Origin of the sequence: Enterobacter sp. JJBC (genome assembly GCF_036936505.1) — a bacterium.
GTDB lineage: Bacteria > Pseudomonadota > Gammaproteobacteria > Enterobacterales > Enterobacteriaceae > Enterobacter > Enterobacter hormaechei_C.
In genome coordinates this window covers 3764384-3782327 of sequence record NZ_CP136935.1, presented here as the reverse complement: position 1 = coordinate 3782327, position 17944 = coordinate 3764384, and the positions used below count along the sequence as shown (strand labels likewise).

The following is a 17944-nucleotide window of genomic DNA, read 5'->3' as shown; positions in this document are numbered from 1 at the left end:
CAGAATAACTGAGGGCTTTCAGCGATGCTTCGGTCCGGCTGTAAATCGCTGAGGCGTTTCCTGTAGGCCGGGGCGAGGCGCAGGGATGCGCCGAGAGGGCGGGCTTTACAGGGATGTTACCTCCGCCCGTCCCCGATAAGCCGGAAGGAATAAGCCGAAGGCACCGCGAAGCGGCGATTTTCCGCCGGAAGCCCGGGTCGCCAGGGTGGTGGCGACTGAGCCACCCTGGCACGTTCACCGGTCATGTCGTGACAGAGTAGCAAGGAACATAAAGTGAACGGAATGACCACCAGAGCCGTATGTTCCCCCTCACCCCAGCCCTCTCCCTCAAGGGAGAGGGGGCCGTCTGTGCAGGCATTATTTTGTGGGGAACCCTCAGCCCCGTGGGAGAGGGTTGGGGTGAGGGCATAAGGCCGTACTATGCTTAACGGCCTCAGGCTTTCCCCGCTTTCGCCAGCTCCTTCACCAGCGGCAGCATCACTTTCACGACATCCCGGCTGCGGTGCTCAATCCGCTGCGGCAGCGCTTTATCAATGTGCTGCTGATTATCCAGCCGCACATCATGCCAGCTGGTCCCGTCCGGGAAGGCTTTCGATTTGCTGCGCTGCTGATAGCCATCTTTTTTGCCCAGCGCCCAGTTCGTCGCCTCGACGTACAGCACCGGAATGCCCGCCTTATCAAACACTTCACCGTCATTACAGCAGCCTGTGCCTTTAGGATACTCCGGGTTACCGCCCGGATTTGTCGCGGCATAGACGCCATGCGTGCGGGCAAGCGCCAGCGCGCGGTCGCGGGTGAGTTTACGTACGCTGCTCGGCGTGCTCTGTCCGCTATTAAAATAGAGCTTATCCCCCACGATCAGATTATCGAGGTTAATCACCAGCAACGTATTTTTCTTCTCCTCAGCGCTCATGCGCTTAAGGAGATTCTCAGCGCCGAGTTTTCCTTCTTCTTCGCCGCTGGTCGCAACAAAGCGAATGCTGTATTTCGTCGGAATATTCTTCAGGCGTTCGGCCAGCTCAAGCATCACGCCCAGACCCGCCGCATTATCATCCAGTCCCTGAAGCGTCAGCCCGCCGAGATTATTATCGACATCGGCATCGCTCAACGGCGTGTAGGTATCAAGGTGCGCCATAATAATAATCTGCTCAGCCGCCTTTCCTTCGTGCGCCGCAATAACCGTGCTGCCGGTTACGTTATGCCAGTTTTGCGTTTTATTGCGAGTGGTATAGATGTAGCGGCTGTGGAAAGCGCGAATGTCGCTTTCATAGCCCATATCCGCAAACTGCTGACGAATATAGTCTGCCGAGAGCATCTCGGCTGGGGTTCCGGTCATACGGCCCGGAAAGACCGTCGCAATATGCCGCGCCTGCATACTGGCTATTTCACCGTAAGATGGATTTTTTGCCTGAGCCGGAAGGATAAAGCAAACGCCGAGCGCCAGGGTAACGAATCGGTGGCGCATTGCGGAAAACATAGTGAGTCCTTAAAAACAGAGCAAAATTTTAACCCGCATAGTATGAAACTGTGATCGGGTAGACACAATTTGAATTGCTCTTAAATGCCCGAAATTTCGCGTGTTAAGCACTTTTTGATATTTGCTTTTCCACGGCGTTATTCCATTGAGTAACTACTCATTCCAATTCGTAATTTCATTCGATCTAAGCCGCCCCCTATAGTCCCTTTATTCGTGGTTGTTAGTGAGTTGTTGCCTGTGGACTATCTCCCCCTTTTTGCTGCCTTAAAAGACCGACCGGTATTGGTTGTCGGGACGGGTGAAATTGCCGATCGCAAAATCGCCTTCCTGCAACGCGCCGGGGCGCAGGTGCAGATCGTTGCAGAGGCGGATTTTGCAGAGTCTCAGATCGACAGCGTGGTACTGGTGATTGCGGCAACCGAAGATCGGGCGCTCAACAGCCGAATCTCCGACGCAGCCCAGGCCCGTCACCGCCTGGTGAACGTGGTAGACGACCAGCCGTTATGTTCATTTATCTTCCCGTCGATTGTCGACCGCTCGCCGCTGCTGGTGGCGATCTCCTCCGGCGGCACCGCCCCGGTGCTGGCGCGCGTGCTGAGAGAAAAAATCGAAGCGCTGCTGCCGACCAGCCTCGGACGCATGGCGGAGAAGGCCAGCTACTGGCGCAACCATCTGAAAACGCGTCTGACCAGCGTGACGGAACGCCGTCGCTTCTGGGAGCGTGTGTTTCGCGGCCGCTTTGCCAGCCTGATGCAGGCCGGTAACGAGACGGCGGCGCAACAAATCCTCGAAGACGAACTGGATAACCCCGGCAGTACGGGCGGGGAGATCATTCTGGTGGGCGCCGGGCCGGGCGATGCCGGGCTGCTCACGCTGCGTGGCCTCCAGGTTCTTCAGGATGCGGATGTCGTGTTCTACGACCACCTGGTCACCGACGGTATTCGCGAGCTGATCCGCCGTGACGCGGAGCAAATCTGCGTCGGCAAACGTGCCGGCGAGCACTCCGTGCCACAGCACGACACCAATCAAATGCTGATTGCCGCTGCGAAAGCGGGCAAAACCGTGGTGCGCCTGAAAGGGGGCGATCCGTTTATCTTCGGTCGTGGTGGCGAGGAGTTGCAGGCGGCAGCCGAAGCGGGCGTCCCGTTCCAGGTGGTTCCCGGCATTACGGCGGCGTCTGCCGTCACGGCCTACGCCGGTATTCCGCTGACCCATCGCGATTACGCCCAGAGCGTGACCTTTGTGACCGGGCACTATAAAGCCGACAGTACGCCGTTTGACTGGTCGCATCTCGCCCAGAGCCGGCAAACGCTGGCGATTTATATGGGCACGATGAAAGCGGCAGACATCAGCGAACAGCTTATTCAGCACGGTCGCGATGCGGCGACGCCGGTAGCGGTGATCTCCCGCGGGACACGCGTCGATCAGCATGTCGCCATCGGCACTTTACAAGACCTTGCAACCCTGGCGAAAGACGCCCCAATGCCCGCCCTGATTGTGGTGGGAGAAGTGGTGCAGCTGCACAGCACGCTCGCCTGGTTCCAACACACAACCGACACAGAAGGCTTTGGCGCTTCTGTTATAAATTTGGCTTAAGGAACGGTTATGGACCAAAAACGACTTACTCACCTGCGGCAGCTCGAAGCGGAAAGTATCCACATTATCCGCGAAGTGGCCGCCGAGTTTTCTAACCCGGTGATGATGTACTCCATCGGTAAAGATTCCAGCGTCATGCTGCACCTGGCGCGTAAAGCGTTTTATCCGGGTACGCTGCCGTTCCCGCTGCTGCACGTGGATACCGGCTGGAAATTCCGCGAGATGTACGAGTTTCGTGACCGTACCGCCAAAGCCTACGGCTGCGAGCTGCTGGTGCACAAAAACCCGGAAGGGGTGGCGATGGGTATCAACCCGTTCGTGCACGGCAGCGCCAAGCATACCGACATCATGAAAACCGAAGGGCTGAAGCAGGCGCTGAATAAATACGGTTTTGATGCGGCCTTCGGCGGCGCGCGCCGTGACGAAGAGAAATCCCGCGCCAAAGAGCGTATCTACTCTTTCCGCGACCGCTTCCACCGCTGGGACCCGAAAAACCAGCGTCCGGAGCTGTGGCACAACTACAACGGCCAGATCAACAAGGGCGAAAGTATTCGCGTCTTCCCGCTCTCCAACTGGACCGAGCTGGATATCTGGCAGTACATCTATCTGGAAAATATTGAGATCGTTCCGCTGTATCTGGCGGCCGAGCGCCCGGTGCTGGAGCGCGACGGCATGCTGATGATGATCGACGACGATCGCATTGATTTACAGCCGGGCGAAGTGATCAAAAAACAGATGGTCCGTTTCCGTACTCTCGGCTGCTGGCCGTTGACCGGCGCGGTGGAATCCAGTGCGCAGACGCTGCCGGAGATCATCGAGGAGATGCTGGTGTCGACCACCAGTGAGCGACAGGGCCGCGTGATTGACCGCGACCAGGCAGGCTCCATGGAGCTGAAGAAACGTCAGGGTTATTTCTAAGGAGCCGCCATGAATACGACTATTGCCCAACAAATTGCCGATGAAGGCGGCGTAGAAGCTTATCTGCACGCCCAGCAGTACAAAAGTCTGCTGCGTTTCCTGACCTGCGGCAGCGTTGATGACGGGAAAAGCACCCTGATAGGACGTCTGCTGCACGACACGCGCCAGATCTACGAAGATCAGCTCTCTTCCCTGCACAATGACAGTAAACGCCACGGCACCCAGGGCGAAAAACTCGACCTGGCGCTGCTGGTAGACGGCTTGCAGGCGGAGCGCGAGCAGGGCATTACCATTGATGTCGCCTATCGCTACTTCTCTACCGAAAAGCGCAAATTTATTATCGCCGACACCCCGGGGCACGAGCAGTACACTCGTAACATGGCGACCGGCGCGTCCACCTGTGATCTGGCGATCCTGCTGATTGACGCCCGTAAAGGTGTGCTGGATCAGACTCGTCGTCACAGCTTTATCTCTACGCTGCTGGGGATCAAACATCTGGTGGTGGCGGTGAACAAAATGGATCTGGTGGACTACAGCGAAGCGCGATTCGACGAGATCCGTCAGAGCTACCTGACCTTTGCTGAACAGCTGCCGGGCAACCTCGATATTCGCTTTGTGCCGCTGTCGGCGCTGGAAGGGGATAACGTCGCCTCTCAGAGCGGGAACATGCCGTGGTACAGCGGCCCGACGCTGCTGGAAGTGCTGGAAACCGTTGAAATTCAGCGCGTGGTTGATACCCAGCCGATGCGCTTCCCGGTGCAATACGTGAACCGTCCGAACCTCGATTTCCGCGGCTTCTCGGGCACCATTGCGTCCGGCTCGGTCAAAGTGGGCCAGCGCGTGAAGGTGCTGCCGTCCGGTGTGGAATCGGCCATTGCCCGAATCGTCACCTTTGATGGCGATCTGGAGGAAGCCGGAGCAGGTGAAGCGGTAACCCTGGTACTGAAAGACGAAATTGATATCAGCCGCGGCGACCTGCTGGTCGACGCGCAGGAAACGCTGGCGGCGGTGCAGGGCGCATCCGTGGACGTGGTGTGGATGGCGGAACAGCCGCTGACCGCAGGCCAGAGCTATGACATTAAAATCGCCGGCAAGAAAACCCGCGCCCGCGTGGACGGCATTCAGTTCCAGGTGGACATCAACAACCTGACCCACCGTGACGTGAGCGAGCTGCCGCTGAACGGCATCGGTCTGGTGGATATGACCTTCGACGAGCCGCTGGTGCTGGATCCGTATCAGCAGAATCCTGTTACGGGCGGGCTCATCTTCATTGACCGCCTGACGAACGTTACCGTCGGTGCCGGCATGGTGCGCGAGCCTGACGCGCAGGCGAGCGTGACGTCTGAGTTCAGCGCCTTCGAGCTGGAACTGAACGCGCTGGTGCGTAAGCACTTCCCGCACTGGGGCGCACGCGATCTGCTGGGAGGCAAGTGATGGCCGCCCATGATGAGAACGTCGTGTGGCATCCTCATCCGGTCACCGTCGCCCAGCGCGAACAGCTCCACGGTCACCGTGGGGTTGTGCTGTGGTTTACCGGGCTGTCTGGCTCCGGTAAATCCACGGTGGCAGGCGCACTGGAAGAGGCGCTGCATCAGCAGGGGGTGAGCACCTACCTGCTGGACGGCGACAACGTGCGTCACGGCCTGTGCAGCGATTTAGGGTTCAGCGATGAAGATCGTAAAGAGAACATTCGTCGGGTGGGGGAAGTCGCCAGCCTGATGGCGGATGCCGGGCTGGTGGTGCTGACGGCGTTTATCTCACCGCACCGCGCCGAACGTCAGATGGTGCGTGAGCGCGTGGGGCAGAATCGCTTTATTGAAGTGTTTGTGGATACCCCGCTGGCAATCTGCGAAGCGCGCGATCCTAAAGGGCTGTACAAAAAAGCCCGCGCGGGAGAGCTGCGAAACTTCACCGGCATTGACTCCGTTTACGAAGCGCCTGAATCCCCTGAGATTCAGCTGGAAGGTCAACAATTGGTAACAAATTTAGTAAGCCAATTATTAGACCTGCTCAGACGGGACGATATTATCAGATCCTGAGACGGTATCGTTCGGGAGCTGTCTTCCCGAGCGATGAGTCACGGTCACAGGATTAGCTATGCGCAACAGTGAAAACTACATGATTACCACCGGGTCGGAACCGTTAACGACCGACGACGAGACGACCTGGTCCTTCCCTGGGGCGATAGTCGGCTTTGTGTCGTGGCTACTGGCGCTGGGTATCCCGTTTTTGATCTACGGTGGTAACACCCTCTTTTTCTTCCTCTATACCTGGCCTTTCTTTTTGGCGCTGATGCCCGTTGCGGTGGTTGTGGGCGTGGCGCTGCACTCCCTTTTCAACGGCAAGCTCCTGTATAGTACGCTCATCACTATCGCCACCGTTGTGGTCATCTTTGGCCTGCTGTTTTTATGGCTGATGGGCTAACTTACGGCATAATTAAAACCCCGCAGTAGAGTCCAGCGGAAAGTTATGGGATGATGATGCCGTTTTTTCAGGGGGCAGGATGGGTAAACTAACGCTGCTGTTGCTGGCTTTGCTGGTCTGGCTGCAATATTCGCTGTGGTTCGGCAAAAACGGACTGCACGACTACAGCCGGGTGAGCGATGACGTCGCGGCACAGCAGGCGACAAACGCCAAACTTAAAGCGCGTAACGATCAACTTTTTGCTGAAATTGATGACCTCAATGGCGGCCAGGAGGCGATTGAGGAGCGCGCACGCAATGAACTCAGTATGACTAAGCCGGGCGAAACGTTTTATCGCCTGGTTCCGGATGCGTCTAAACGCAATCAGGGCTCCGCACAAAACAATCGATAATCAGGCCCAGGATTACGACATGGCAGCAACTTTTTCGGACGTCTGTGCCGTGGTGCCGGCCGCAGGTTTTGGCCGGCGCATGCAGACAGAATGTCCTAAGCAGTACCTCTCAATTGGCGATAAAACGATCCTCGAGCACGCCGTGGCGGCGCTGCTGGCGCATTCTCGGGTGAAACGCGTTGTTATTGCCATCAGCCCCGGCGATGCACGTTTTGCTCAGCTCCCGCTGGCGAATCACCCTCAGATTACCGTCGTTGACGGCGGCGCAGAGCGGGCTGACTCCGTTCTGGCGGGCATTCAGGCTGCCGGGAACGCGCAGTGGGTGCTGGTGCACGATGCCGCGCGTCCCTGTCTGCATCACGACGATCTGTCACGTCTGCTGGCCCTGAGCGAAACCAGTAACGTGGGCGGCATTCTGGCCGCCCCGGTGCGTGACACCATGAAGCGTGCCGAACCGGGTAAACCGGCGATTGCCCACACCGTCGAGCGCGTCGATCTATGGCACGCGCTGACGCCACAATTTTTTCCCCGCGAATTACTCCACGACTGCTTAACGCGTGCGCTTAAAGAAGGTGCGACCATTACGGACGAAGCCTCGGCGCTGGAGTATTGCGGTTTCCACCCCACGCTTGTTGAAGGGCGCGCTGATAATATAAAAGTGACGCGCCCGGAAGACTTACAGCTCGCGGAATTTTATCTTACCCGTACGACCCCTCAGGAGAAGGCATAATGCGTATTGGACACGGTTTTGATGTACACGCCTTTGGCAGCGTTGGCCCAATTATCATTGGCGGCGTGCGCATTCCTTACGAAAAAGGTCTGCTGGCGCATTCTGATGGCGACGTGGCGCTGCATGCGCTGACCGACGCGCTGCTGGGTGCCGCCGCGCTGGGCGACATTGGCAAACTGTTCCCGGACACCGATCCTGCTTTTAAAGGCGCAGACAGCCGCGAACTGCTGCGCGAAGCCTGGCGTCGTATTCAGGCCAAAGGCTACACCCTTGGCAACGTTGATGTGACGATCATTGCCCAGGCACCGAAGATGCTGCCGCACATCCCTCAGATGCGCGTGTTTATCGCTGAAGATCTGGGTTGCCATATGGACGACGTCAACGTCAAAGCGACCACCACGGAGAAGCTGGGCTTTACCGGTCGTGGCGAAGGCATTGCCTGTGAAGCCGTGGCGCTGCTGGTGAAGGCGGCCAAATGACGGATTTCGACAACCTGACGTATCTGCACGGTGAACCGCAGGGCAAGGGGCTGCTGAAAGCCAACCCTGAAGATTTCGTGGTAGTGGAAGATCTCGGTTTTGAGCCGGACGGCGAAGGCGAGCACATCCTGGTGCGCATTCTGAAAAACGGCTGCAACACCCGCTTCGTGGCGGACGCGCTGGCAAAATTCCTCAATATTCACGCCCGCGAAGTGAGCTTTGCCGGTCAAAAAGATAAACATGCCGTGACCGAACAGTGGCTTTGCGCCCGCGTGCCCGGCAACGGCATGCCCGATTTAAGCAAATTTGAGCTTGAGGGCTGTAAGGTACTGGAGTACGCCCGCCATAAACGCAAATTGCGTCTGGGAGCGTTAAAAGGCAATGCCTTTACTCTGGTGTTGCGCGAAGTGACCGAACGCGAAGACGTTGAAAAACGCCTGAAGGCCATTAACGAACGCGGCGTGCCAAACTATTTCGGCGCACAGCGCTTTGGCATTGGTGGCAGCAACCTGCTGGGTGCGCTGCGCTGGGCGCAAAGCGGTGCACCGGTGCGCGATCGTAATAAACGCAGTTTTTGGTTGTCGGCGGCCCGCAGTGCGTTGTTTAATCAGATTGTGAGCGAACGGCTGAAAAAACCGGACGCGAATCAAGTTGTTGTCGGCGATGCGCTACAATTAGCGGGACGCGGAAGCTGGTTTGTGGCAACGGCCGATGAGATGGCCGATGTCCAGTCGCGCGTGGACGCTAAAACGCTGATGATTACCGCCGCCTTGCCGGGTTCAGGCGACTGGGGAACCCAGGGCGAGGCGCTGGCCGCTGAGCAGTCAGCGGTGGCGGATGCGCCAGAATTACAATCGTTGCTGGTGCGGGAAAAGGTCGAGGCGGCGCGCCGTGCGATGCTCCTCTACCCGCAACAGCTGAGCTGGAACTGGTGGGATGACGTAACCGTCGAGTTACGCTTCTGGCTGCCGGCAGGTAGCTTTGCCACCAGTGTTGTCAGGGAACTTATCAACACGTCGGGTGATTATGCGAATATTGCTGAGTAACGATGACGGGATCCATGCGCCAGGTATTCAGACGCTGGCGAAACACCTCCGCGAATTTGCGGATGTGCAGGTCGTGGCTCCCGATCGTAACCGCAGTGGCGCGTCTAACTCATTGACGCTGGAGTCTTCACTTCGCACCTTTACCTTTGAGAATGGCGATATTGCCGTCCAGATGGGGACGCCGACCGACTGCGTGTTTCTGGGCGTAAATGCGCTGATGCGCCCTCGGCCGGATGTTGTGGTCTCCGGCATCAATGCCGGACCAAATCTTGGCGATGATGTGATTTACTCCGGCACCGTGGCCGCGGCGATGGAAGGGCGTCACCTGGGTTTCCCGGCGCTGGCGGTCTCGTTAAACGGCCACACCCACTATGACACTGCCGCCGCGGTGACCTGCTCCATTCTCCGTGCGCTTGGCCGCGAGCCACTGCGTACCGGACGTATCCTTAATATTAACGTGCCGGATCTCCCACTGGACGAGATTAAAGGGATCCGCGTGACGCGCTGCGGCAGTCGCCACCCGGCCGATCAGGTTATTCCCCAGCAGGATCCGCGTGGCAATACCCTGTACTGGATCGGCCCGCCGGGAGATAAATGCGATGCCGGGCCAGACACCGACTTCGCTGCGGTGGATGAGGGTTACGTTTCCGTAACGCCGTTGCACGTAGATTTAACCGCTTATAGCGCGCATGATGTGGTGTCGGACTGGTTAGATCGGGTCGGAGTGAACGCGCAATGGTAAGTAAACGTGTACAAACTCTTCTGGAACAATTACGCGCACAGGGGATTGCCAACGAGCAGGTGCTGGATGCGCTTGCCCAGGTTCCCCGTGAGAAGTTTGTAGATGAGGCGTTTGAACACAAAGCGTGGGAAAACGTGGCGCTGCCCATCGGGCAAGGCCAGACGATTTCGCAGCCCTACATGGTGGCGCGTATGACGGAGCTTCTGGAGTTAACGCCAGACTCCCGGGTGCTGGAAATTGGCACCGGTTCAGGGTATCAGACCGCGATCCTGGCCCACCTTGTGCACCATGTCTGTTCCGTGGAACGGATTAAAGGGTTGCAGTGGCAGGCGCGCCGTCGCCTGAAACAGCTTGATTTACATAATGTATCGACACGCCACGGCGATGGATGGCAGGGTTGGCAGGCTCGCGCCCCGTTTGACGCCATCATTGTCACGGCAGCGCCACCTGAAATCCCCGCTGCACTTCTCTCGCAGCTGGACGAGGGCGGCATTCTTGTTTTGCCCGTCGGCGATGAGCAGCAGCTTTTAAAGCGCGTTCGTCGACGCGGCGGCGAGTTTATTATCGATACCGTGGAAGCCGTACGCTTTGTGCCCCTGGTTAAGGGCGAGCTGGCCTGAGACTCGGATTTTTCCAGGGTTATTAAGGCAAATTCAGCGTATGGTGTGGCGCGATAGGTTCGTGCCATCACGGTTATTTTTAAGTCACTGGTAGTTAACACATTCCTGGGGGATAAATGAGCGCGGGAAGCCCAAAATTCACCATCAGCCGTGTTGCGGCATTATCACTGGTTTCGCTCTGGCTGGCAGGCTGTACAAGTTCAAATAACGCGCCTGCGCCCGTCAGTTCCGTTAATGGAACCAGCGGCTCGGGTAACACGTCCAGCGGAATGTTGATCACCCCTCCGCCTAAAATGGGCACCTCAACGGCGCAGCAAACGCCGCAGATCCAGCCGGTTCAGCGTCCAGTTACGCAGCCTACGCAGATACAGCCAGTGGAACAGCCTGTTCAGACTGAAAATGGCCGCATAGTGTATAACCGTAAGTATGGGAACATTCCGAAAGGTAGCTATACCGGCGGCAGTACCTATACCGTGAAGCGCGGCGATACGCTGTTCTATATTGCCTGGATCACCGGGAACGATTTCCGCGATCTGGCACAGCGAAACAACGTCCAGGCCCCGTATGCTCTGGAAGTCGGGCAAACGCTTCAGGTTGGCAACGCGACGGGGACACCGCTTACGCCAGGCAATACCGTTTCAGCAGCCGACGTAACTGCGCAAAATAACAGCGTCACCCCTGCACAAAAAACCACCACGGTGGTTGCTTCACAACCTGTAATTACGTATTCTGAGGATTCAGGTGATCAGAGTGCTAACAAAATGTTGCCGAATAATAAAGGTACTGCGACTGTTGTCACAGCACCGACTACGGCACCTGTGGTTAGCTCTACTGTACCGACTGCAAGCAGTCAGAATGCCAGCTCGTCAATTACCACCTGGCGTTGGCCAACTGACGGCAAGATCATCGAGAACTTCGCTACCTCTGAGGGGGGCAACAAAGGGATCGATATCGCAGGCAGTAAAGGACAGGCAATCATCGCGACCGCAGACGGACGCGTTGTCTATGCCGGTAACGCACTGCGCGGTTACGGTAATCTTATTATCATCAAACATAATGATGATTACCTGAGTGCCTACGCCCATAACGACACAATGCTGGTCCGGGAACAACAAGAAGTTAAGGCGGGGCAAAAAATCGCTACCATGGGTAGCACCGGAACCAGTTCTACACGCTTGCATTTTGAAATTCGTTACAAGGGGAAATCCGTAAACCCGCTGCAATATTTACCGCAGCGATAAATTGACGGGGCATGCCAGCCAGGGTGTCTCGTCCAGGGATCACGGGTAGGAGCCACCTTATGAGTCAGAATACGCTGAAAGTTCATGATTTAAATGAAGACGCGGAATTTGATGAGAACGGAGCAGAGGCTTTTGACGAAAAAGCCTTAGTAGAAGAGGAACCCAGTGATAACGATTTGGCTGAAGAAGAGCTGTTATCGCAGGGTGCCACACAGCGTGTGCTGGACGCGACTCAGCTTTACCTTGGGGAGATTGGTTACTCCCCACTGCTAACGGCCGAAGAAGAAGTCTATTTCGCACGTCGTGCTTTGCGTGGTGATGTTGCCTCGCGTCGTCGCATGATCGAAAGTAACCTGCGACTGGTCGTGAAAATTGCCCGCCGTTACGGCAATCGTGGTCTGGCTCTGCTGGATCTGATTGAAGAGGGCAACTTAGGTCTCATCCGCGCAGTTGAGAAGTTTGACCCGGAACGCGGGTTCCGTTTCTCAACCTACGCGACCTGGTGGATTCGTCAGACCATCGAACGGGCTATTATGAACCAGACCCGTACGATTCGACTGCCGATCCACATCGTCAAAGAGTTGAATGTTTATCTGCGTACCGCGCGCGAGTTGTCCCATAAACTGGACCACGAGCCAAGTGCGGAAGAGATCGCAGAGCAACTCGACAAACCGGTTGATGACGTAAGCCGTATGCTGCGTCCCAACGAGCGCATTACCTCGGTTGACACCCCGCTGGGTGGCGACTCCGAAAAAGCGCTGCTGGACATCCTGGCCGATGAAAAAGACAACGGCCCGGAAGACACCACGCAGGACGATGACATGAAACAGAGCATCGTCAAATGGCTGTTCGAACTGAACGCCAAACAGCGTGAGGTGCTGGCACGTCGTTTCGGTTTACTGGGGTATGAAGCTGCGACACTGGAAGATGTCGGCCGTGAGATTGGCCTGACCCGTGAACGTGTTCGTCAGATTCAGGTTGAAGGCCTACGCCGCCTGCGTGAAATCCTGCAAGGGCAAGGTCTGAATATCGAAGCGCTGTTCCGCGAGTAAGCAACCATTCGTCAGAAAAGGCCCGTCGTGAGACGGGCCTTTTTTATGCCTTACGGCTGCGCCGTTTCGTGCAGCAAACGCCAGGTGATGTTATCCCCTTCCTGATTAAGCACCGCGGTTGACCAGCGCACGTTGACGGGCTGGCCTGGCCGGGTTTGCGTCTCCCGGTAATGGAGCACCGCGCCGTTGTCCCATGTCTGAAGCGTTGTTAACGCGTCAATACCGATCCTGAGCCCGGGTCGGGTTCCCCGCTGCGCATATAAAAATTGGGCAAGCGCGTGATGATCTAACGGGTTGCCACTCGGTGGAACCATCAGAAAATCCGGACGGAAACGGGCGAGCAGGGCGTCCCGATCGCCTTCGCCTGCACCTAACCAGTTTTCAAGGGCGACGTGAATGTCGAGGATCTCTTGTTCGAAATGGGTCATGGTTGCTCCTGTTGCAGTTGCGCAAGTAACTGCGTGTTGTTAAGACGGTAGACGTACAGTACGGGCAGTAGAGTGATGACTGCGGCAAAAACAAACATCCCGTGCCAGGCTGCCAGCTGCGAGAGATAAGCTGCATGAAGCTCAGCGCCTGCGCCAGCAGCAGGGCACCCGCAAAAAAGCTCAACTGACGATTCAGATTCCATAGCGCGCTGGCATCAGGCATATTTTCCGGTCGCATCGTCAAAAACGCGCTGCTCTGAGCCGTACTGCTGCAAAGGCTTCCCCCCGCGCCCATCAGCGCAAACGCAACGGCAGGTAGCAGCATTGCCGGGCCGACGTTAACTAAAAGCAGAATGCCCGTCGCCTGCAAAAGGCAACCGATGACCACCAGCGGCCGGGGGCCGATACGGTTGAAATAGCGTCCTGTCGTGGTGATAGCCAAAAACGAAGCCACAGACCACGGCAGCATAAGCATGCCCGTTGCGGCGGGTGTCATATTGGCCTCGCTCTGGAGGTAATACATGCCCGTTACGTTCACGCCGATAAAAATGCCGGGTACGCACACATAGATAAGCATGGATAAGCGCAACAGCGGATCCGTCAGCAAAGACAGGTTTACTGTCCTGGTGGGGGTTATCGGCGACGGTTCTGTTTTAAGCCACGCGCAGGCCAAAGCAAAGGTGACAATGACGACGGGCAGGGTGGCAAAAAATATCCAGCGCCAGCTGAATGTCTGAACCAGCATACCGCCCACAGCCGGTGAGCAGGCGGGGGCAAGCAGTGCGACCAGCATCACCGCCGAGGAGAGTCTGGCCCGCTCATGAGGCTTAAACTGTTGCCAGGTCAGCGCCTGACCAACCGGGATCAGTAAACCCCCTCCGGCGCCCTGTACGACTCGCCAGACAATCAGACTTTCCAGCGAAGATGAGAGACCCGCCGCAACGGAGGCCGCGCTAAAGAGAAGCAGTGAGAGCAGGATAACGCGCTTCGGCCCGACGCGGCGCGTCAGGATACTGCTGAAAGGGATGACTAGCGTTAGCCCGGCAATGTATCCGTTACTTACCCAGGCAAGCGCGGAAGGTGTGGTATTGAAAGCGCGAGCCATCGCCGGAAAGGCGACGCTGGCAATAAACATGTTTATCAAATCAAGGAAAAAGCCGAGCAGAAAGACGACGGCGATTTTGCTGCGATACGTCATGGAAGTTCCTCCGGTGAGGTGGCGTATCGTATCGGCCCGCACGTTACGGATAAACGCGACAAAGCACGATATACTGTCAACATTATTTTGACAGTTAACCAGGCAAGCGATGCTTAATTTACAGCGTACGGCAATGTTTATCGCCGTAGCGGAAACCGGCAGTTTCACCGCCGCGGCGGAGGCGATGGGGCTGACAAAAGCGGTGGTCAGCTTTCATATTCGTCAGCTTGAAGAGGAGCTGGGCGTCACCCTGTTGCTGCGAACCACCCGACGCCTGACGCTGACCGAGGCGGGGAAGCTCTTTCATCAACGAAGCGTGATGCTGTTACGGGATGCAGAGCGATTGCAGGATGACGTTCGCGCCAACCACGCCGGGCTGACGGGAGAACTGCGGATCACCACCACGCCCGAATATGGCTCGCAGGTGGTGGTGCCTTTGCTGGCTGAATTTAGCCAGTTGCACCCGGACCTTCGCGTGCGGCATGTCTCGTCCTCTTTGCATGCCGATCTTATCGCCGAGCGCTTCGATGTCGCTATCCGGCTCGGCACGCTTGCAGATTCGCGCTACCACGCCGCGTTGATGACCTCCTTCACCATCCTGCCCGTGGCAACGCCAGGCTGGCTGGCAAACCATCCGGTTGACTCGCTGGAACAACTGGCGGAAGCGGACTGGATCATTCACGAGCGTTTAACGTCGCCGCTGCGCTGGCAGGTGAGAGGTGTTGATGGACATCCGGTTTCCTTTGAGATCAAGAAAGCGCCGCGCCTGTATGCAGACAGCGCCCAGGCGCTGATGGCTTTTGCCCTCGCGGGATGTGGAGTGGCGCTGCTGCCGGAGTGGCTGGTGCGTAACGCACTGGATGCGGGGGAACTGGTCTCGCTGTTACCGGCATACACGTTTGCTCAGCAGGGCATCTATGCCGTTTATCCCGATGCCCGGCATGTGCCCGCGAAAGTGCGAACATTTATTGATTTTATGCGCGTCAGGGTGACTTAACCCTGCATCATCTTTTTAATGAGCGCTGAAAATTGCTCTCGTTCCGCGCCGTTAAGGCGCCCCAGAAATGCCTCATCCACCTCATTTCCAATCGGTTTACTGCTCTCAAGCAGGGCCTCTCCTTCGGCAGTCAGAAAGACAAACCGACGGCGTTTGTCTGCCGGATCGTGCTCGCGCCTGACCAGGCCGCGTGCTTCCATGCGGCTCAGCATTTCTGCCAGCGTCGCTTTGGTGCTCACCGCGACTTCAGTCAGGGCAACCTGCTCAATACCAGGATTTTCAGCAATTGACCGCATCACCGCATATTGTGGCTTGGTCAGTTCAGGCAATGCGTGCTGCCACTGAGCGGTATGCTGTTGAAAAAGCTGACGTAGCAGGTGGAAAGCTTCTTGTCTTAACTCCATGGGCACTCCGACGGAAAAATACTCCCTCTATGATAGCCGCTCTTGGGCTGAATTTTAACGCGAGAGTTTTTTAGCGATTAGTGTGATCGTATGCGAACGATCTTGTCAGCAGCAGGATCAAGGCGTAGTTTAATTAATATGTTCGTATACGAACAAATTAATTGAGGTGCTGAATGAGATTGATTGTGGGAATGACGGGCGCGACGGGTGCGCCATTAGGCGTGGCGTTGTTACAGGCGCTGCGGGAAATGCCGGAGGTGGAAACGCACCTGGTGATGTCGAAGTGGGCAAAAACCACGATTGAGCTGGAAACGCCCTTCACTGCGCATGACGTTGCTGCACTGGCGGATGTCGTCCATAGCCCGGCCGATCAGGCTGCCACCATCTCCTCCGGCTCGTTTCGCACCGACGGCATGATCGTCATCCCGTGCAGCATGAAAACGCTGGCGGGTATCCGCGCGGGCTACGCCGAAGGGCTGGTAGGGCGTGCGGCAGACGTAGTGTTGAAAGAGGGGCGCAAGCTGGTGCTGGTTCCCCGTGAGACTCCGCTCAGCACCATCCATCTCGAGAACATGCTTGCTCTTTCCCGTATGGGCGTGGCGATGGTGCCGCCTATGCCTGCGTACTACAACCACCCGCAAACCGCCGATGACATTACCCAGCATATCGTGACCCGTGTTCTCGACCAGTTTGGTCTGGAGCATAAAAAAGCCCGACGCTGGGAAGGTTTGCAGGCAGCGAAACATTTTTCACAGGAGAATAAAGATGGCATTTGATGATTTGAGAAGCTTCTTGCAGGCGCTCGATGAGCAAGGGCAACTGCTGAAAATTGAGGAAGAGGTAAACGCTGAGCCGGATTTAGCGGCGGCCGCCAACGCTACCGGACGCATTGGCGATGGTGCGCCTGCGCTGTGGTTCGATAATATTCGCGGCTTCACCGATGCCCGTGTGGTGATGAACACTATCGGCTCGTGGCAAAACCACGCTATTTCGATGGGGCTGCCAGCGAATACCCCGGTGAAAAAACAGATCGACGAGTTTATTCGTCGCTGGGACAAATTCCCCGTCTCGCCAGAGCGTCGTGCAAATCCGGCCTGGGCGCAGAACACGGTGGACGGGGAAGACATCAACCTGTTCGACATTCTGCCGCTGTTCCGCCTGAACGACGGTGACGGAGGCTTTTATCTCGATAAAGCGTGCGTTGTCTCCCGCGATCCGCTCGACCCCGATCACTTCGGCAAACAGAACGTCGGGATCTACCGTATGGAAGTGAAGGGCAAGCGTAAGCTCGGCCTGCAACCGGTGCCGATGCATGATATCGCGCTGCATCTGCATAAGGCAGAAGAGCGCGGCGAAGACCTGCCTATTGCCATTACGCTGGGTAACGATCCGATCATCACCCTGATGGGCGCCACGCCGCTGAAATACGATCAATCCGAGTATGAGATGGCCGGTGCGCTACGCGAAAGCCCGTATCCGATTGCGACGGCTCCGCTGACCGGTTTCGATGTGCCGTGGGGGTCGGAAGTGATCCTCGAAGGGGTGATTGAAGGCCGGAAACGTGAAATTGAAGGGCCATTCGGTGAGTTTACCGGACACTACTCCGGCGGGCGCAACATGACGGTCGTACGCATTGATAAAGTCTCTTACCGCACCAAACCCATTTTCGAATCCCTTTACCTCGGCATGCCGTGGACCGAGATTGATTATCTGATGGGGCCCGCCACCTGCGTACCGCTCTATCAGCAGCTAAAGTCGGAATTCCCGGAAGTGCAGGCGGTAAACGCCATGTACACCCACGGTCTGCTGGCGATTATCTCCACTAAAAAGCGTTACGGCGGTTTTGCCCGTGCGGTCGGCCTCCGAGCCATGACCACGCCACACGGTCTGGGTTACGTGAAAATGGTGATTATGGTGGATGAAGACGTCGATCCGTTTAACCTGCCGCAGGTGATGTGGGCGCTGTCATCAAAGGTCAATCCGGCAGGCGATCTGGTGCAGCTACCGAATATGTCAGTGCTCGAGCTTGACCCCGGCTCCAGCCCGGCGGGGATCACTGACAAGCTGATCATTGATGCCACCACCCCGGTTGCCCCGGACAACCGTGGTCACTACAGCCAGCCGGTACAGGATCTCCCTGAAACCAAAGCCTGGGCCGAAAAACTGACCGCGATGCTGGCGGCACGTCAATAAGGAGGAAA

General features: G+C 57.0%; 20 protein-coding genes and 1 pseudogene. 16 read left to right on the top strand and 5 right to left on the bottom strand.

The annotated features are described in order from the left end of the window. Window positions 1-433: 433 nt before the first annotated feature. Window positions 434-1477 (bottom strand): aminopeptidase, encoded by a 1044-nt coding sequence (locus tag RY075_RS18180; RefSeq protein WP_045343683.1) that lies wholly within the window; start codon window positions 1475-1477, stop codon window positions 434-436. 237 nt (window positions 1478-1714) lie between these two features. Here RY075_RS18180 and cysG point away from each other — a divergent pair, with 237 nt between their 5' ends. The 11 genes from cysG to RY075_RS18125 all read left to right on the top strand — a co-directional run bounded on the left by cysG (window position 1715) and on the right by RY075_RS18125 (window position 10423). After that, window positions 1715-3073, top strand: a complete 1359-nt coding sequence (gene cysG, locus RY075_RS18175; RefSeq protein WP_022651777.1) for a siroheme synthase CysG — start codon at window positions 1715-1717, stop codon at window positions 3071-3073. A gap of 9 nt (window positions 3074-3082) precedes the next feature. Continuing rightward, window positions 3083-3991 carry a sulfate adenylyltransferase subunit CysD gene (cysD, locus tag RY075_RS18170; RefSeq protein WP_006811770.1) on the top strand — a complete coding sequence of 303 codons (909 nt, stop codon included), beginning with the start codon at window positions 3083-3085 and terminating at the stop codon, window positions 3989-3991. A 9-nt stretch (window positions 3992-4000) separates the two neighbouring features. After that, complete coding sequence (gene cysN / locus RY075_RS18165; protein WP_045331308.1) at window positions 4001-5425, top strand: sulfate adenylyltransferase subunit CysN; 1425 nt, start codon at window positions 4001-4003, stop codon at window positions 5423-5425. Beyond that, window positions 5425-6030, top strand: a complete 606-nt coding sequence (gene cysC / locus RY075_RS18160; protein WP_022651775.1) for an adenylyl-sulfate kinase — start codon at window positions 5425-5427, stop codon at window positions 6028-6030. The genes cysN and cysC overlap by 1 nt, the downstream gene beginning before the upstream one ends. Before the next feature lie 58 nt (window positions 6031-6088). Beyond that, window positions 6089-6415 carry a DUF3561 family protein gene (locus RY075_RS18155; RefSeq protein ID WP_006811767.1) on the top strand — a complete coding sequence of 109 codons (327 nt, stop codon included), beginning with the start codon at window positions 6089-6091 and terminating at the stop codon, window positions 6413-6415. 79 nt (window positions 6416-6494) lie between these two features. Next, the gene (gene ftsB, locus RY075_RS18150) at window positions 6495-6806 is read left to right on the top strand and encodes a cell division protein FtsB (RefSeq protein WP_003862095.1); all 312 of its coding nucleotides are present in this window, start codon (window positions 6495-6497) and stop codon (window positions 6804-6806) included. A 19-nt stretch (window positions 6807-6825) separates the two neighbouring features. Further along, complete coding sequence (gene ispD / locus RY075_RS18145) at window positions 6826-7536, top strand: 2-C-methyl-D-erythritol 4-phosphate cytidylyltransferase (protein ID WP_022651774.1); 711 nt, start codon at window positions 6826-6828, stop codon at window positions 7534-7536. Beyond that, on the top strand, window positions 7536-8015 hold the full coding sequence (gene ispF, locus RY075_RS18140; RefSeq protein ID WP_058652613.1) for a 2-C-methyl-D-erythritol 2,4-cyclodiphosphate synthase: 480 nt from the start codon (window positions 7536-7538) through the stop codon (window positions 8013-8015). The genes ispD and ispF overlap by 1 nt, the downstream gene beginning before the upstream one ends. Then, window positions 8012-9061 carry a tRNA pseudouridine(13) synthase TruD gene (gene truD / locus RY075_RS18135; protein ID WP_023323677.1) on the top strand — a complete coding sequence of 350 codons (1050 nt, stop codon included), beginning with the start codon at window positions 8012-8014 and terminating at the stop codon, window positions 9059-9061. Before ispF ends, truD begins: the two co-directional genes overlap by 4 nt. Beyond that, complete coding sequence (surE, locus tag RY075_RS18130) at window positions 9042-9803, top strand: 5'/3'-nucleotidase SurE (RefSeq protein ID WP_017382816.1); 762 nt, start codon at window positions 9042-9044, stop codon at window positions 9801-9803. The genes truD and surE overlap by 20 nt, the downstream gene beginning before the upstream one ends. Further along, window positions 9797-10423, top strand: a complete 627-nt coding sequence (locus RY075_RS18125) for a protein-L-isoaspartate(D-aspartate) O-methyltransferase (RefSeq protein ID WP_015571709.1) — start codon at window positions 9797-9799, stop codon at window positions 10421-10423. Before surE ends, RY075_RS18125 begins: the two co-directional genes overlap by 7 nt. Window positions 10424-10517: 94 nt before the next feature. On the opposite strand, the gene RY075_RS18120 is transcribed toward RY075_RS18125, so the two are convergent. Next, window positions 10518-10649 carry a peptidase gene (locus RY075_RS18120; protein ID WP_306173474.1) on the bottom strand — a complete coding sequence of 44 codons (132 nt, stop codon included), beginning with the start codon at window positions 10647-10649 and terminating at the stop codon, window positions 10518-10520. Between RY075_RS18120 and nlpD the strand changes: the two genes are divergently transcribed. Next, the gene (nlpD, locus tag RY075_RS18115) at window positions 10591-11664 is read left to right on the top strand and encodes a murein hydrolase activator NlpD (RefSeq protein WP_306173475.1); all 1074 of its coding nucleotides are present in this window, start codon (window positions 10591-10593) and stop codon (window positions 11662-11664) included. The genes RY075_RS18120 and nlpD overlap by 59 nt on opposite strands. 59 nt (window positions 11665-11723) lie before the next feature. Beyond that, window positions 11724-12716 carry an RNA polymerase sigma factor RpoS gene (rpoS, locus tag RY075_RS18110; protein WP_338627879.1) on the top strand — a complete coding sequence of 331 codons (993 nt, stop codon included), beginning with the start codon at window positions 11724-11726 and terminating at the stop codon, window positions 12714-12716. A 50-nt stretch (window positions 12717-12766) separates the two neighbouring features. Here rpoS and RY075_RS18105 read toward each other — a convergent pair whose 3' ends face one another. Further along, on the bottom strand, window positions 12767-13144 hold the full coding sequence (locus RY075_RS18105; protein WP_109949096.1) for a DUF4440 domain-containing protein: 378 nt from the start codon (window positions 13142-13144) through the stop codon (window positions 12767-12769). Continuing rightward, window positions 13141-14342 (bottom strand): annotated as a pseudogene (locus tag RY075_RS18100) (MFS transporter). The gene RY075_RS18105 and the pseudogene RY075_RS18100 overlap by 4 nt, the downstream one beginning before the upstream one ends. A gap of 109 nt (window positions 14343-14451) precedes the next feature. Here RY075_RS18100 and RY075_RS18095 point away from each other — a divergent pair. Then, window positions 14452-15339, top strand: coding sequence for a LysR family transcriptional regulator (locus tag RY075_RS18095; protein ID WP_023323674.1), 888 nt, complete (start codon window positions 14452-14454; stop codon window positions 15337-15339). On the opposite strand, the gene RY075_RS18090 is transcribed toward RY075_RS18095, so the two are convergent. Next, window positions 15336-15743 carry a MarR family transcriptional regulator gene (locus RY075_RS18090; protein ID WP_022651767.1) on the bottom strand — a complete coding sequence of 136 codons (408 nt, stop codon included), beginning with the start codon at window positions 15741-15743 and terminating at the stop codon, window positions 15336-15338. The genes RY075_RS18095 and RY075_RS18090 overlap by 4 nt on opposite strands. Window positions 15744-15916: 173 nt before the next feature. Between RY075_RS18090 and RY075_RS18085 the strand changes: the two genes are divergently transcribed. Together RY075_RS18085 and RY075_RS18080 are read left to right on the top strand one after the other, a co-directional pair. Continuing rightward, entirely contained in the window at window positions 15917-16519 is a 603-nt protein-coding gene (locus tag RY075_RS18085) for a non-oxidative hydroxyarylic acid decarboxylases subunit B (protein ID WP_003862111.1), read from the top strand. Further along, window positions 16509-17936, top strand: coding sequence for a non-oxidative hydroxyarylic acid decarboxylases subunit C (locus tag RY075_RS18080; protein ID WP_023314736.1), 1428 nt, complete (start codon window positions 16509-16511; stop codon window positions 17934-17936). The genes RY075_RS18085 and RY075_RS18080 overlap by 11 nt, the downstream gene beginning before the upstream one ends. The last annotated feature ends 8 nt before the right edge of the window (window positions 17937-17944 follow it).